Source organism: Leucothrix pacifica (genome assembly GCF_003172875.1).
GTDB classification, from domain to species: Bacteria; Pseudomonadota; Gammaproteobacteria; order Thiotrichales; family Thiotrichaceae; genus Leucothrix; species Leucothrix pacifica.
In genome coordinates, this window is record NZ_QGKM01000005.1 from 69666 (window position 1) to 83994 (window position 14329).

The window sequence follows — 14329 nt, forward strand, 5'->3', positions numbered from 1 at the left end:
GTTATTCCAGTATCTGAGACAGATGGACTTTATCCATCACCCTCTTCACCTCATCACTATATTGATAATCTTTGTATTTACGCTTCGTCACTATTTCCTTATAGATCAGGTTCATGCCCTGCTGTTTGGCGTTCTTAATTTGCTCTTTAGAGGCCAACCGAAAAGACAATAATGCGATAGCTAGTCCGATGAGGATACCGGCAATCACAGGTATAACAATTTCATACATATCTCAACCTCGGGTGCAGACTTAGCCACGCGCACGTCCGTTTGTGTTGGCTAAGTACATTGTCGACGAAAACAACCGCATTTATGACGAAAGTCGTCGGGGATTCCGACTCGATACGGTCTGAATGTTGATTTTTTAGTATTGTCTATACGCCACCTAAAGTAAAGAGCAGCTACTCAGGTTTGATTAATTTTCCGACGGTCAATCCCTGCACAATAATTGAAAAAATAACGACTACATAAGTGATCACTAATAAGCTTTCTCGTGACTCGCCAGCCGGGAGTGTTAATGCCAAGGCAATGGAAATACCTCCGCGCAAACCACCCCAGGTTAAAATACGCACCACGTTAGGCGTAAAAGTCTTACGCAGTTTCATAATCGAGACAGGAATACCCACGGTAATAAAGCGCACACCGAGTGTTAACGGAATCATCACCAGACCGGCATAAACGTAAGTCATGTCGAAGCTTAGGATTAACACCTCAAGACCAATCAATACAAATAACACGGCATTAAGAATCTCATCAATCAGCTCCCAGAAGTCGTCCAGATGCTCACGGGTGCGATCCGACATGGCATATTTTCGTCCGCGATTACCAATCAACAAACCAGCCACAACCACGAAAATTGGCCCCGAAATATGCAATGCACCTGCCAAGGCATAACCACCGAACACTAAGCCCAGCGTCAACAGAATTTCTACCTGATAGCTATCGATACTGGCTAACATACGATTTACCAGATAGCCTGCGATCAAACCAAAGCCAACACCACCAACGGCTTCTTGCAAAAATAGCTTGATAACGCTACCGGCACTGACAGCCTCATCACCATGACCACCCACACCTGCTATCCCTAACATCACAATAAAGATTACAACTGCTATACCATCATTAAATAATGACTCACCGGCAATTTTTGTCTCTAGTGATTTAGGTGCACCCAAGTGTTTCAGAATGCCAAGCACAGCAATTGGGTCTGTCGGTGAAATCAAAGAGCCGAAAAGCAGGCAATAAATCAGCGGTATATCAAGACCGAACCATCCAAAAATATAGAACGAAGCAAAACCCACCATAAAGGTGGAACAAATCACACCGACACTCGCCAGAGTGGCAACAACCCACTTCTGCTCCCGTAAGTCTTCAATGCTGACGTGCAAAGCTCCTGCAAATAACAGTGCGCTCAACATGCCTTCCATCAGTGCTTTATTAAAGTCGACCTGTTGAAGCAGCACTTGCGCGTAGCCCTCAAGCGGCACACCCAATTTCCCTAAAGCAATCAGCGCGAGTGACAACACCAGTGAAATCACCAACAAACCAATGGTGGTTGGTAGCTTGATAAAGCGGTGATTTATATAACTAAACAAAGCCGCTAAGGTGATTAGCGCTGCAAATGTTTGGATGAGATCCATTGTGTACCCTTTTTTACTATTGTTTTTACAGACCCATGGCGCTGCGCATAATCTGCTGCTTTAACAGGGGAATAGAATTAAATATATTGAGGCCGGTATTTCTGGCGAGCTTAACCACATCAGCATCGTGCCCAAAGAGTGTTTTGAACCCTTCCATCACTTTCATGGTTAATACATCATCACCCTTACGGGCACGTTCGTATTGCCGCAAACGTTTGTGACTACCCCATTCCCGACTCGACAAGGGTGATAATAGTTCAGCTAAAGCAACTGCATCCTTAATGCCTAAATTGACGCCCTGTCCGGCTAAAGGGTGAATGGTATGTGCCGAATCGCCTACCAGTGCAACACCTGTCGCAATGTAGGCTGACGCCTGTGACCCCATGAGAGGAAACGCAGCCCTTGGCCCAATATCAGTAATAGCCCCCAAACGATAATCCAGCGCCTCAGCCAGCACACGTTTGAACTCATCTTCGGATTGTTTGAGGTGACGGTCCGCTCTATCGGCCGGAAGCGTCCATACGATTGAGCTGTAACCGTTATCTAGCGGAAGAAACGCCAAAGGACCACCAGACAAAAAGCGCTGCCAAGCTGTATTCTGATGTGCCTGTTCTGTTTTGACGACAGTGACCAAACCTTTTTGACCGTAGTCTTCTCGCATTACCGATAGCCCTGCCAGATCACGTATCACAGACTGTGAGCCATCTGCACCCACGATTAAGTTTGCGCTAAGTTGTTCACCCGTATCCAGCGTTATCAGGCGCCCGCCAGATTCTGTGTTACTCATTGAAACGACTTTTGACGGCGTAAATAGGGTGACATGCGTGTTCTTCGCAAGCACTTCTAACAGGCTTGACTGAATCACATTGTTTTCAACGATGTGTCCCAAATCCGCCTCACCCATCTCACTTGAATCGAACCTTATCTCGCCCGAACCACCAGCATCCCAGACCTGCATCGCCTCATAGGCATGAGCGCGCTTGGCTAAGACTCTTTCCCATGCCGATACCTCAACGAGTGCTCGCTGCGAGGCACGACTAATCGCTGATACACGCAACTCAAAGTCACTCTCTGGCTCGAATGGTTCCGGCAAACGTGGCTCAACAACGGCAATCTTTCGACCACCCTTTATCAGCAAGCCTGCTAATGTGCCACCAACAATGCCTGCTCCCACAATAACCGCATCAAACTGCAAGATTGTCATAGCTGCTTCTCCAGTAATGGCAGACCACGTGATAAACGCGATTGACGATGAGTCATTCCCATGCTTTGTTTAGCAAGCAACCGTCTTAATGGCGGCAGACGGTCAACCATCATTAAACCGACCGCACGCGCATGTCCCAGTAAAAACTGATCATTTGAAAAGATCTTAACCAGAGAATCGGTGTATCGGATGGTTCTGTTGGTGTCATTTTTTCGATGTGTGGCATACGCATCGAGTAGCTTAGCCGAACCTAAGTCATCGTCACCCAACATAGACTCTGCAATCTGGCTAGCCAAATCTGCAATATCGCGCAACGCAAGATTCAGTCCCTGCCCCGCAACCGGATGTAAAGCATGTGCCGCATTACCAATCACAGCCACTCTGTGAGTCGTAAACTGCTCGACCGATGTTAGCTTTAAAGGGAAGAAACTTCGTTTGCCAGCTTTGACAAAGCGCCCTAAACGGTAACCAAAAGCCTCACCAAGCGCTTTTAAAAAACCAGCATCATCAAGCGCTAACACAGCTTCATAGTGCTCAACACCCAATGTCCACACCAATGAACTACGGTTTTCTGACATGGGTAATAAAGCAATGGGACCTTGCTCAGTGAAGCGCTCAAATGCCTGATTATTATGAGGCTTTTGGGTGGTAACATTCGCAACCACGGCAACCTGCTGATAATCATGCTGCTTTGCTTCTATTCCCACCATGTCACGCACTTTGGAGTTTGCGCCATCACAGGCAATGAGTAGCTTAGTGCTCAAGCGTGCTTCTGAAACAACGTCAGTATCGGCATTTTGCGAGATTGAAACAGTCAAAGTGTCGTCAGCATCTTCGATCGAGCACACCTGAGCTGGTTGAAATAAAGTCACATCACTGTGGACTAACTCGCGCTGTAGAACCGAGCCATAATCCCGACTTTGGATGAGATAGCCCAAAGCCGGCACTTTTTGCTGCTTAGCGCTCAACCGTGTTGCGCCGAAGTGACCTCGGTCAGATACGTGAATACTATCAATAGGCGTTGCGACTGCTTCAATGGATGACCAAACACCCATGCCCCGAAGAATCTGACCAGCCCCATACGACAAGGCAATAGCACGGTCATCATAAGCAGGCTGCTGTAATGCTTCAAAAGGATATGCCTCTATAACACCCACTTTTATTGGCAAATCTTTGAGGGCGACGGCCAGACTTGCACCGACCATTCCACCACCGACAATCAACACATCAAATGCAGTTTGCATGATTTATCCTGCTCGTTCGGCTTTTCCTTTAGCCATTAGCGCTTCGACCTCTGCCACTTCCTTAACCAGCTTTCCGGTCAGAACATCATTGCCGTCACGCGTAATCAACACATCATCTTCGATGCGCACACCAATATTCCACCACTTCTCATCGATCTTCGGGTCAGGATTAATATAAATACCCGGCTCCACCGTCAGCACCATGCCTTGCTCAAGCACACGCCACTCATCATCGATCTTGTAATCACCAACATCATGCACATCCATACCTAACCAGTGACCGGTCTTGTGCATGAAGAATTCACGGTAAGTCGCCTCTTCAATGATGGTCTCCAGGTCTCCTTCCAGTAAACCTAAGTCCAACAATCCCTGACTAATTACTTTAACGGCAGCGGCATGTGGGTCATCCCAAGTATTTCCCGGCTGCGCGGCTTCAATGGCAGCATATTGAGCGTCTAACACGACCTGATAAATCTGACGCTGTGGCTCACTAAACTTACCATTTACTGGAAATGTGCGTGTAATGTCGCTGGCATAGCAGTCGTATTCTGCACCAGCATCGATTAGAACTAAGTCACCATCTTCAAGCGGTTTATTGTTTTCAATGTAGTGCAAGACGCATGCATTCTCACCGCCACCGACAATGCTTGTATAAGCTGGCACCATGCCATTCCAACGAAACGCATGCAGAAATTCAGCATCAAGTTGACCTTCATTAATACCGGGCTCGCAGATTTTCATCGCGCGCTCGTGGGCCGCTACCGATGTTTTTGCAGCATGCTTCATCAGCTTTATTTCCGCCTTCGTTTTATAAAGGCGCATGTCGTGTAACAACAAATCAAGCGATACAAACTCGTGGGGAGGGTTCACACCATTGCGAATCTTAGCTTTCAACGCATTGACCCATGACATAACCTGATTATCAAACTCTGTATTCACACCCATACTGTAGTGAACGGTTTCACGACGGTCCATTAGACCTGGCAGGATTTCATCAATGTCTTCAATCGGAAACGCATCATCAGCCTGATACAACTCACGCGCACCATCCAAACCTGCCATACGACCTGTCCAACGTTCGGTCAGTGGGTCTTTCTCACGGCAAAACAGAATAAACTCACCTTCTTCACGCTCAGGTACTAACACTGCAACAGCATCAGGCTCGTTGAAGTTGGTTAAGTACTGAAAGTCACTATCCTGACGAAACGGGAACTCGGCATCACGGTTACGAATCAACACAGTAGCCGAAGGCACAATAACGATTCCATCGGGCCCGACCATGCTCATTAATTGTTCGCGGCGGTCGGCGAACTCTTTTGCTGGCAAAACAGGATTGTTGTTTTTCATGCTTAATTTATTCCGTCATTTTTATATTAATGAATAGTGGCACTTTGGCGCATTGGTTGCAGCTCTTCATTGATCAGCAGCACGCCTACCCGTACATATTGAGAAATGTCGGTGAAAGCAATTTCGGATTCTTGCTCATCATCAAAGTCAAATTCACCGGAGGTTCCGATATTGACAAAATCTTCCAACAAGTCACGCGAGTCTTCCGGGAGCGCGCTGTAGTCTTTGATACCCACCATGGTCATTCCAAGAATAAAACCCTGACACCAGTCCTGCAATGCTTCCATACGGGTTGCCAAGGAATCGTCATCTTCAGGTAAAAACAATTCGAACCTGAATTGGCTGTCTTGCATTTCACGCTGAGCACGATCAAACAGATTACCCATTTCACGGATAGCATCATTCTGCAGCACATTGCCCTGCTCAATCGCTGGTACCAATTCCTGCACCCATTTGATTTTATCCGCAGCGTTATCACCCGCCAGCATGCCACAGGCAATTCCGTGAACTTCGGAAGGAAGTAGCTCTAAACCTGCTCTCTCTAAGCAGCCTGCTACATCGTCATAATCAATCGGTTTATTCATATCAATAATCTGAACATTTATAAGGTCGTCTATAGTATCATCATGCAAATTGTTTGACCCGCCTTTCCGCTCTGGACTAAGATGAGAAATTATGGATACAAACAACACAGATTCACGCTTAAAAGAACAAGTCCTCGAACTCGAAACAACGCTGTCGCAGTTAATCGCGGTCAGCGAACGTTTATTCGATGAAAATCAGTCTCTCAAAGCCAAAGAGTCACAACTAATAAAAGAACGTGCTGAGCTTCATGCTAAGAATGATAAAATTCGCACTCAGGTCGAAGCGATGATTCAGCGTTTAAAAGCGATGGAAAATGCCTAGGATCTCGCCCCATGTCAGATAAACCCATTCCCGTTTCAGCAAAGATACTCGACAAGGAATATACGATTTCTTGCCCTCCTGATGAGCATGCTGCTTTATTATCATCGGTCCAACATGTTGATGATAAAATGCGCGAAATACGCAGCGGCAGTAAAATCATAAGCTCTGAAAGACTCGCGGTCATGGCCGCTATTAATATCGCCCATGAAATGCTGATGTCAAAAGGTCAGGTTGCTAACATTGATATGGATGTGATCACGCGACTGGATGATTTACAAGCAAAAATCCACCGCTCTCTGGAAACTATCAGCGACTAATCACCTGTTTTTGACAGTGCATTGACAAGTAACATCACTTGTCCCATAATCGCGCCCCTACTGGGTCTCGGCCCTTCCTTGCTCTTTGAATTTCAAAGGGCTGTTTAATCCATAAGGAATCTTAAATGAGACATTATGAAGTTGTGTTCCTGGTCCATCCTGACCAGAGTGAACAAGTGCCTGCTATGATCGAGCGTTATAGCAAGCTGATGACTGACAACGGCGGTGCTGTTCACCGTTTGGAAGACTGGGGACGCCGTCCTCTGGCTTACCCAATTGTTAAGTTGCACAAAGCCCACTACGTACTAATGAACATCGAATGTGATAGCAGCACATTGGCTGAACTGGAAGATCTTTTCCGTTTCAACGATGCTGTACTTCGCAACCTGACTATCCGTCGCGACAGTGCTGACACTGAAGCTTCTTTGCTGAGCAAAGAAAAAGCGGAAGAAAGACCAGCAAGAAGACCTGCACCAGCAGCTTCTGACGCTTAATTAATTCGGAGTTTACTATGTCACGTTATTTTCGTCGTCAAAAGTTCTGCCGTTTCACGGCTGAGAACGTTAAAGAGATCGATTATAAAGATCTTGATACCCTTAAAGCCTACATTACTGAGACGGGCAAGATTGTGCCAAGTCGTGTAACTGGCACAAAAGCCAGATATCAGCGTCAATTGGCGACTGCTATCAAGCGCGCACGCTACCTGGCTCTGATTCCTTATACGGATCAGCACAAGTAAAACCTGCTCAAAATAGGTGAATTATCATGCAAGTTATTTTAATGGAAAAAATTGATAATCTCGGCTCTTTGGGCGAGATCGTCAACGTACGTGCAGGTTTTGCACGTAACTTCTTAGTTCCACGTCGTAAGGCTAAGATCGCAACTAAAGCTAACATCGAAGCTTTCGAAGAAATTCGTGCTGAGTTAGAAAAAGTTGCAGCAGAAGCTACAGCGGCTGCTGAAGCTGTCCGCGCTAAGCTTGATGGGACAGAGATCAAACTGGAAGCTAACGCTGGCTCCGAAGGCAAGCTGTTTGGCTCTATCACTAACCATGAGATTGCTGAAGCACTTCAGGAACTTGGTTTTGAGGTTGAGCGTCGTAACGTTCGCATGCCTGAAGGCCCAATCCGTAACGTTGGTGAACACGAAGTAGGTATCCACCTACACACTGATGTTGACGCGACAGTGAAAGTTATCATCCACTCTGACAACGTTGTTGAAGTTGTGGAAAAAGCTGAATCAATCGGTACGTTTGTTGACGAAGACTAAGTCTTAGCTCAATATCGAACCAATAAAAAAGCCTGATCATTGATCAGGCTTTTTTGTTTTAACATCAGTCAGTCAAATATCAATATAGATTATCTGCTTTCATCTTAGCAAGTCGCATCTGAGCGGTATTTGCAGCCGATGTTTGAGGATAATTTCTCATCACATCTTCCAGTGTACGACGCGCATAAACCCAGTTCTTCATTTCATAAAAACTTAAACCAAGTTTGACAGCCGCATCTGGCGCTTTAGGGCTCGTACCATAGTTTTGCAACACCGTCACAAACTCATCAATCGCACCCTGGTAGTTTCGGCTTGAGTACATCATCTCACCCAGCCAATACTGCGCACTTGGCGCCAGAGGACTTTGAGGATGCTTCTTCAGGAAACCACGAAACTGCGCGATTGCTGCAGCTGGCTGCGACTGCATTTTGCTAAGTGCGGCGTTATAGGCAATTTGCTCTGCACTACTGGCAGGAACACTTAAACTTACCGGTACAACCTTAGCGGCAGCTGCCGGTACTTTAGCCGAAGCTGGCTTTGCTGCTTGCGCGACTACAGGTTTTACTTCAGTTTTTGACTCAACCAAAGCAGGCGCTGCCGGGGACTTTGTGACTACCGAAGCAGGAGTAACGGACTTCTCCACAGGAGTCGTTAGCACTGGAGGAGGAGACACTGAAGCTAATGGAGCCAAAGGTGGTGTAACGGAGTTTGAACTCGATGAATTGATTGACCTAAACAAATCATCCATACGGTCGTCAATTCTGATGAATGTCGACTTCTGCGTATTTTTTACATCCTCAATATCATAGCGCAATTGTTCATTCTCACCTCTCAGAAAACGAATTTCGTTCTCCAGTGACTCAATGCGCTGTAATACTTCGAACAGTTCATCCGGGCTGACTGCATGCACTGGCGGAACCGCCAGTGCAGTCAAGAACCCTGCCGCAATTAAAGATTTGCGTAAGGAGTAGAGCATATTAACGTCCTATATATTTGATCTCCACACGGCGGTTTTTGCTCCAGGCACTCTCATTATGACCAGGATCAACCGGGAGCTCTTCGCCGTATGCAACAGTTTGCGATTGCTCTGAGCCTACGCCTTTCAGATCCATGAATTGCTTCACAGATTGGGCACGTCGCTCAGACAACGCAACATTATATTCACGAGAACCACGCTCGTCGGCATGACCCTCTAAACGAACAGTAAGATTCGGATTACTTGCTAATAGTTCAGAATGAGCGTCAAGAATCTCAAAATACTCCGGCTCAATGGTTGACTGATCATAAGCAAAGTAGATGACACGACGAGACAAAATGCTATTAGGATCATTAAGATCCGTCACTTTGTAGTCACCAGCACCACTGCCACCCAAACGATTGTCAAAGTTACCATAACCACCTAGACCACCGGCTGAACCAGATCCACCACTACCGAAGTTGCTGCCACCTGAGCCAAAGCCAGAAGAGCCGGAACCAGAGCCCGAGCCGATTCCATTAATCAAATTACCGCGTCCATCACCATAGCTAGTGCTGGTTGCACCACCAAAGCTTGATGAAGTGCTACCACCAAGACCAGAAGAGCCACGAAGCGCATTACCAGCCGTTGTCACACCCACACCGCGACGACTACCCGGAATTAAACCAGCATTAGATCCTGATGTACCAGCTCCAGTACCAGTCGTAATACGGTTGGCAGCATTAGCAGGCTTAACTGTTTGCTGTGTCTGTGAACAACCACTGATCACCAAAGCACTCGCTGCAATCAAGGGGACTATCCATTTTGTTGAATTCATTTGGTTTTTCCTTTTATCTTAAATAAGGTGACCATGCGGGTTCTCGCACCTCACCCGCTGGCGAAAATAATTCTTGTTTCGCGTAACCATTATCACTAACAACCGATAATGTACCACGCCCGTTATTCTGTGTTGCGTACACCACCATAGTGGCATTAGGAGCAAGTGATGGCGATTCATCAAAACGCCCATCAGATACTACGTTCGCACCACGACTCCCTTTTTCCATTACAGCTATACGAAAGGCACCCGATACCCGACGCACAAATGCAATTTTCTTTCCTACGACATCTGCCGCAGAGTTATAACTCCCATCGAACGTTACACGCTTAGCGCCACCACCATTTGCTGATATTTCATACAGTTGCGGGCGACCGCCACGGTCTGAGGTAAATATAATCGAACGCCCATCCTCAGTCCAGTTTGGCTCAGTGTCAATTGCTCTTGAGTTAGTTAGTCGTTTAAACGCACCATTAGCCAAACTGAGTATGTAGACTTCCGGGTTACCATCCACCGACAAACTCAATGCCAACTTACGTCCATCAGGCGACCAACTCGGCGCGCCGTTGATACCTCTTCGTGATGACACCATGCGTTTTTGACCAGTAAATATATTCTGAACAAAAATTGCTGGCGTGCCACGCTCAAATGATACATAGGCAATTTGACTACCATCAAACGACCAGCTCGGCGACATTACCGGTTTACGCGATGTCAAAATCTCTTTTGGGTTGTAACCATCCGCATCAGCTACAAACAAACGATACACACGATCACTAATCGCACGGCCTGTGACGGTCACATAGACAAGACGGGTATCAAAAGCACCTTTCACTTTAATTAACTGTTCAAATATCTTATCAGCTGCCTGATGAGCAACACGCCGCTGATTAGGCAGATTACCAATCCGATAACTGGCATCACGCTGCCCGGTAGCGGTTGAAATGAGCTCTATATCCAAACCTGCCTGTGTCCGTCGACCACGCACCAGAAACGCTGCTCCCAACATCTTTAATCTGGCAGGATCCAGTGTTGAACCAAATGTAGCCATATTAGTTGCACGCTGCGAACTGACAATTTTAAAGCGTCCGCTACGATTCAAATCGGCCTCAATAATGGCATGTGCACCACCTGCAATAGGAGCAACCACAATCGGTATACCCCGGTTGCTGGTTTTAGAAATCCTCAACTCTAAATCTGCCCAGGCTGATCCCGCCATCGCGAGGGCAAGTAAAAATACAAAGCTACGAATTAGTTTATTAATTTTCATAAGTTAGTCCATCGTAATCAATAGTGTTCTGTCCAACACGTTTCGTGGTGGGCTTGGCAGCGGTTCAGATCGGGCAAAGGCATCTCTGATAGACGCACAAAAGCCCGGATCACCACATTGTAGAAACTGTATTTGGCCTCTTATATATCCACTGGAGCTAACTTGCAACCGAACTTTAGCAACCTGCCCCCCGCTACCTGGTGGAGGGAACCAACGTTGTTTAACATGCCTCTCTATCTGGGCACCCCATTGGTTTAACGCAGCACGCTGCGCCTGAGCAGCAGCTTGTCGCTGTCTTGCGGCTGCGGCAGCCTGAGCTTTGCGTTGTTCTTCAGCTCGCCTTCTGGCCGCCTCAACACGCTTACGTTCAGCCTCGGCTTGCGCTCTTTTCACAGCTTCAGCTTTCTTACGGGCCTCTGCTGCGCGTCTGGCTTCTGCTTCTTTTCGCTTCTTCTCAGCAAGTGCTTTCGCTTTTCTGGCTTCAGCAGCCTTTCTTGCCTCCTCGGCTTTACGCTTCTTCTCAGCAGCCAAACGAGCTCGCTCAGCTTTTGCTCTGGCGGCCTCTTCTTCTTTCTTTCGCGCCTCTTCTCGTTTTTTCGCTTCAAACTCAGCGCGACGCTTCGCAATCAAAGCCTGTTCCGCTTTTTCTTTGGCTATGCGCGCACGCTCCGCCTCTGCCCGCTTTCGCTCTTGCTCTTTTAAGCGCGCAGCTTCCTCTGCCTTCTGTTTTGCAATTCGCGCCTGTTCTTCACGCTGTCGTTTAGCGCGTAATGCCTCGGCTTCTTTTTCAGCCTTTGCCTTAGCAATCGCGGCTTCTCTTTCCTGACGCTTTTTGATGGCTTCGGCACGTGCTTTTGCAGCAGCAATCTCTTGTTGTCGCTTCGCCTCAGCTTCAGCCCTCTGTTTTTCAAGTTTTGCTTTTGCCGCCGCCGCTTCGCGCTCTTGCTTAGCTTTTGCTGCAGCTGCCTCGCGCTCACGTTGAGCCTTTGCCTCAGCGGCTGCTTTAGCTTTAGCGGCTTCTCTGGCTTCTGCTGCCTCTTTCGCTTGCTTAGCGACCAATGCCGCCTGAGCAGCTGCCGCTTTTCTTGCGGCCTCTGCTAATTGTCTTTGGCGTTCTTGCTCGGCCGCCTCTTCTTCTGCTTTTCTTTGCGCTTCTTGAGCGGCTTTTAGTCGTGCTTCTTTTTCTGCTTGCTCTTGCTCTGTTTTAGCTTGCGCCTCTTTTGTCGCTTGTTCTTCTGCTTCTCTAGCCGCTTGAGCTGCTGCCTGAGCCTGCTCTTCAGCTTGACGTGCTGCCTCCTTGGCAGCTTCGGCTTGTTCTGCAGCTTCTTGCGAGGCCTTTTCAGCCGCTTCCTGAGCCATACGCTCTGCTTCGGCTTGAGCCAGCGACTCTGCCTCTATTCTTTCCTGCTCTGCTTTTGCCGCCAACTCTGCTTCGAGCCTTTCTTGCTCAGCCTTTTCAGCACTCTCAAGTGCTTGCTTCTCCAACTCAGCCTGTAATGCCGCAGCATCCATTACCGGATCAGGTGTATCACGTTCAGGCGTTGGCTCTAATTGGAGTTCGCTAATAGCTTGTGAATTGAGCATCACTTTGACGGGCGATATCTTTCCTAGTGACCCTTCCACCAAATGCAGATCAAAGCTAATCACAAATAACAGAGCAATCAGACCATGCAGAATGATGGCCAGAATAAATGCAAAAGGATGCCTGAGAAGCGTTTTCATCATCAGTTTTTCAGCGCGTCCGGATCAGCCATCAGGCCAATGTTAGTTGCCCCTGCTTGTTGAGCTGCCGCCATAGCTTGCATCAAAAAGCCATAAGACACCTCTTTGTCAGCACGAATATAAACAGGCTTTTCTTTAGAACGACTTAGCTCACGGCTAATTAAGTCACCCAACTCATCCAAATCCAACGCATCACTGCCATCCACAAAGTATTGCCCCGTTTCATCTACTGAGATCACAACAGCAGTGCTACCACTATTGTTAACAATTGGAGTGGTATCAGCATTTGGCAGATTCAGTTCGATACCCGTTTGCATCATCGGTGCTGTCACCATAAAGATGACTAACAGCACTAACATGACATCTATATATGGCACAACATTCATATCGGCCATTGAGCGACGACCGCCCCGACTACGACGCGCCATCGTTACGCTCCAGTACGATTGCTGTGACGTTCAAGCAATGTCGTAAACTCTTCACGGAAATTTTCATAATTCGTTGCAACACGATCGACGCCATCACTAAATTTATTGTAGGCAATAACCGCAGGAATTGCCGCGAACAGTCCCATCGCCGTTGCAATCAAGGCCTCAGCGATACCGGGCGCAACCACAGCCAGTGATGCCTGCTGCATCTGACCCAATGATAAGAAGGAATTCATAATCCCCCAAACCGTACCGAACAGCCCCACATATGGGCTGGTTGAACCTACTGTTGCCAGGAAAGACAGATTACCTTCCAGCTTTTCCAGCTCACGGGATTCTGCAACGCGCATCGCACGCTGTGCACCAATCACAGCGGGCACCTGAAGACCACCTTCGGTATGACGCGCTCTTAAAAACTCATGATAACCACTGAAGAACATCGTCTCTAAACCACTCTTTCCGGTCTTTGAAGACAAGTCATCATACAATTTATCTAAGGAAACACCGCTCCAGAAACGCTTTTCAAACTTTTCCTGATTACGACGGGCTTTGTTAATTTGTGATGATTTAACAAGAATGATTGTCCATGAAATCAAAGAGACCAGTAACAACAGTCCCATTACGACCTGAACAACAATACTGGCTTCCAGTATCAGTGACAGAATTGAATGATCGAATGACATTCAAATATTCCCCTTGGCATTTGACGAGCTAGTGTGAGCTTCCGTTGATGTTAAAGACTCTCTGATATCATCAGGAATCCGTGTTGGTTTAAATTTATTCATATCGACACACACAAGACTGACACTGCCCTGTGCTAGTGTATCGACTTCTCCAGAGCCTCGGCCATGAAGGACTTTCTGTTCCATTTTCAGGCTACTACCGCCCAATTCTATGACCTCAGCCGTCACCATAAGTTGCTGATTGAATAGGGCTGGTTTCAAATAATTTATATTGACCGATCTGACCACAAACACAATTCCGTGATTTGCTCTGAGTTCATCTTGTTCATAACCGAGATGACGCAACCATTCCGTACGGCAGCGCTCAAAAAAATTCAGATAATTGGAGTGATAAACGACACCACCAGCATCGGTGTCTTCATAATAGACCCGCACCGGAAATACAAATAAATCAGAATTGAATTGAGTGGCTGGCACAGCTTCTCCAAATTATCATTTTTTTACTT

General features: G+C 47.1%; 18 protein-coding genes. 5 read left to right on the top strand and 13 right to left on the bottom strand.

What is annotated here, in order from left to right; translation table 11 throughout:
• Position 1 precedes the first annotated feature (1 nt).
• From DKW60_RS02795 to DKW60_RS02820, 6 genes are all read right to left on the bottom strand, one after another.
• Entirely contained in the window at positions 2-229 is a 228-nt protein-coding gene (locus tag DKW60_RS02795) for a hypothetical protein (RefSeq protein ID WP_109836140.1), read from the bottom strand.
• Positions 230-401: 172 nt separating this feature from the next.
• Positions 402-1640: a cation:proton antiporter gene (locus tag DKW60_RS02800; protein ID WP_109836141.1), complete on the bottom strand. Its 1239-nt coding sequence runs from the start codon at positions 1638-1640 to the stop codon at positions 402-404.
• A gap of 25 nt (positions 1641-1665) precedes the next feature.
• Entirely contained in the window at positions 1666-2844 is a 1179-nt protein-coding gene (locus tag DKW60_RS02805; protein WP_109836142.1) for a UbiH/UbiF/VisC/COQ6 family ubiquinone biosynthesis hydroxylase, read from the bottom strand.
• Positions 2841-4088, bottom strand: coding sequence for a 2-octaprenyl-6-methoxyphenyl hydroxylase (ubiH, locus tag DKW60_RS02810; protein WP_109836143.1), 1248 nt, complete (start codon positions 4086-4088; stop codon positions 2841-2843). Before ubiH ends, DKW60_RS02805 begins: the two co-directional genes overlap by 4 nt.
• A gap of 3 nt (positions 4089-4091) precedes the next feature.
• Entirely contained in the window at positions 4092-5435 is a 1344-nt protein-coding gene (locus DKW60_RS02815; RefSeq protein WP_109836144.1) for an aminopeptidase P N-terminal domain-containing protein, read from the bottom strand.
• 26 nt (positions 5436-5461) lie between these two features.
• Positions 5462-6019, bottom strand: a complete 558-nt coding sequence (locus DKW60_RS02820; RefSeq protein WP_146203421.1) for a UPF0149 family protein — start codon at positions 6017-6019, stop codon at positions 5462-5464.
• 91 nt (positions 6020-6110) lie between these two features.
• Here DKW60_RS02820 and DKW60_RS02825 point away from each other — a divergent pair, with 91 nt between their 5' ends.
• From DKW60_RS02825 to rplI, 5 genes are all read left to right on the top strand, one after another.
• Positions 6111-6341, top strand: a complete 231-nt coding sequence (locus DKW60_RS02825; protein WP_109836146.1) for a TIGR02449 family protein — start codon at positions 6111-6113, stop codon at positions 6339-6341.
• An 11-nt stretch (positions 6342-6352) separates the two neighbouring features.
• Positions 6353-6658, top strand: coding sequence for a cell division protein ZapA (locus tag DKW60_RS02830; protein ID WP_109836147.1), 306 nt, complete (start codon positions 6353-6355; stop codon positions 6656-6658).
• Positions 6659-6783: 125 nt separating this feature from the next.
• Positions 6784-7152, top strand: coding sequence for a 30S ribosomal protein S6 (rpsF, locus tag DKW60_RS02835; protein ID WP_109836148.1), 369 nt, complete (start codon positions 6784-6786; stop codon positions 7150-7152).
• Between the two features lie 17 nt (positions 7153-7169).
• On the top strand, positions 7170-7397 hold the full coding sequence (gene rpsR / locus DKW60_RS02840; RefSeq protein WP_109824209.1) for a 30S ribosomal protein S18: 228 nt from the start codon (positions 7170-7172) through the stop codon (positions 7395-7397).
• A gap of 26 nt (positions 7398-7423) precedes the next feature.
• Complete coding sequence (rplI, locus tag DKW60_RS02845; RefSeq protein WP_109836149.1) at positions 7424-7927, top strand: 50S ribosomal protein L9; 504 nt, start codon at positions 7424-7426, stop codon at positions 7925-7927.
• Positions 7928-8006: 79 nt separating this feature from the next.
• On the opposite strand, the gene ybgF is transcribed toward rplI, so the two are convergent.
• Genes ybgF through ybgC form a run of 7 tightly spaced genes read right to left on the bottom strand, consistent with a single transcriptional unit; the run spans position 8007 to position 14300 of the window.
• Positions 8007-8903: a tol-pal system protein YbgF gene (gene ybgF / locus DKW60_RS02850; protein ID WP_109836150.1), complete on the bottom strand. Its 897-nt coding sequence runs from the start codon at positions 8901-8903 to the stop codon at positions 8007-8009.
• 1 nt (position 8904) lies between these two features.
• Positions 8905-9720, bottom strand: a complete 816-nt coding sequence (gene pal / locus DKW60_RS02855; RefSeq protein ID WP_109836151.1) for a peptidoglycan-associated lipoprotein Pal — start codon at positions 9718-9720, stop codon at positions 8905-8907.
• Between the two features lie 13 nt (positions 9721-9733).
• Positions 9734-10990 (bottom strand): Tol-Pal system beta propeller repeat protein TolB, encoded by a 1257-nt coding sequence (tolB, locus tag DKW60_RS02860; protein WP_109836152.1) that lies wholly within the window; start codon positions 10988-10990, stop codon positions 9734-9736.
• Between the two features lie 3 nt (positions 10991-10993).
• Positions 10994-12715, bottom strand: a complete 1722-nt coding sequence (gene tolA, locus DKW60_RS02865) for a cell envelope integrity protein TolA (protein ID WP_109836153.1) — start codon at positions 12713-12715, stop codon at positions 10994-10996.
• The gene (gene tolR, locus DKW60_RS02870; RefSeq protein WP_109836154.1) at positions 12715-13140 is read right to left on the bottom strand and encodes a protein TolR; all 426 of its coding nucleotides are present in this window, start codon (positions 13138-13140) and stop codon (positions 12715-12717) included. The genes tolA and tolR overlap by 1 nt, the downstream gene beginning before the upstream one ends.
• Before the next feature lie 2 nt (positions 13141-13142).
• Positions 13143-13823: a protein TolQ gene (gene tolQ / locus DKW60_RS02875; RefSeq protein ID WP_109836155.1), complete on the bottom strand. Its 681-nt coding sequence runs from the start codon at positions 13821-13823 to the stop codon at positions 13143-13145.
• On the bottom strand, positions 13824-14300 hold the full coding sequence (ybgC, locus tag DKW60_RS02880) for a tol-pal system-associated acyl-CoA thioesterase (protein WP_109836156.1): 477 nt from the start codon (positions 14298-14300) through the stop codon (positions 13824-13826).
• Positions 14301-14329 lie beyond the last annotated feature (29 nt).

Bases quoted from the DNA above. Each gene is read 5' to 3' on its own strand.
- DKW60_RS02795 (WP_109836140.1), bottom strand. From the start codon at position 229: ATGTATGAAATTGTTATACCTGTGATTGCCGGTATCCTCATCGGACTA.
- DKW60_RS02800 (WP_109836141.1), bottom strand. From the start codon at position 1,640: ATGGATCTCATCCAAACATTTGCAGCGCTAATCACCTTAGCGGCTTTG.
- DKW60_RS02805 (WP_109836142.1), bottom strand. From the start codon at position 2,844: ATGACAATCTTGCAGTTTGATGCGGTTATTGTGGGAGCAGGCATTGTT.
- ubiH (WP_109836143.1), bottom strand. From the start codon at position 4,088: ATGCAAACTGCATTTGATGTGTTGATTGTCGGTGGTGGAATGGTCGGT.
- DKW60_RS02815 (WP_109836144.1), bottom strand. From the start codon at position 5,435: ATGAAAAACAACAATCCTGTTTTGCCAGCAAAAGAGTTCGCCGACCGC.
- DKW60_RS02820 (WP_146203421.1), bottom strand. From the start codon at position 6,019: ATGAATAAACCGATTGATTATGACGATGTAGCAGGCTGCTTAGAGAGA.
- DKW60_RS02825 (WP_109836146.1), top strand. From the start codon at position 6,111: ATGGATACAAACAACACAGATTCACGCTTAAAAGAACAAGTCCTCGAA.
- DKW60_RS02830 (WP_109836147.1), top strand. From the start codon at position 6,353: ATGTCAGATAAACCCATTCCCGTTTCAGCAAAGATACTCGACAAGGAA.
- rpsF (WP_109836148.1), top strand. From the start codon at position 6,784: ATGAGACATTATGAAGTTGTGTTCCTGGTCCATCCTGACCAGAGTGAA.
- rpsR (WP_109824209.1), top strand. From the start codon at position 7,170: ATGTCACGTTATTTTCGTCGTCAAAAGTTCTGCCGTTTCACGGCTGAG.
- rplI (WP_109836149.1), top strand. From the start codon at position 7,424: ATGCAAGTTATTTTAATGGAAAAAATTGATAATCTCGGCTCTTTGGGC.
- ybgF (WP_109836150.1), bottom strand. From the start codon at position 8,903: ATGCTCTACTCCTTACGCAAATCTTTAATTGCGGCAGGGTTCTTGACT.
- pal (WP_109836151.1), bottom strand. From the start codon at position 9,720: ATGAATTCAACAAAATGGATAGTCCCCTTGATTGCAGCGAGTGCTTTG.
- tolB (WP_109836152.1), bottom strand. From the start codon at position 10,990: ATGAAAATTAATAAACTAATTCGTAGCTTTGTATTTTTACTTGCCCTC.
- tolA (WP_109836153.1), bottom strand. From the start codon at position 12,715: ATGATGAAAACGCTTCTCAGGCATCCTTTTGCATTTATTCTGGCCATC.
- tolR (WP_109836154.1), bottom strand. From the start codon at position 13,140: ATGGCGCGTCGTAGTCGGGGCGGTCGTCGCTCAATGGCCGATATGAAT.
- tolQ (WP_109836155.1), bottom strand. From the start codon at position 13,823: ATGTCATTCGATCATTCAATTCTGTCACTGATACTGGAAGCCAGTATT.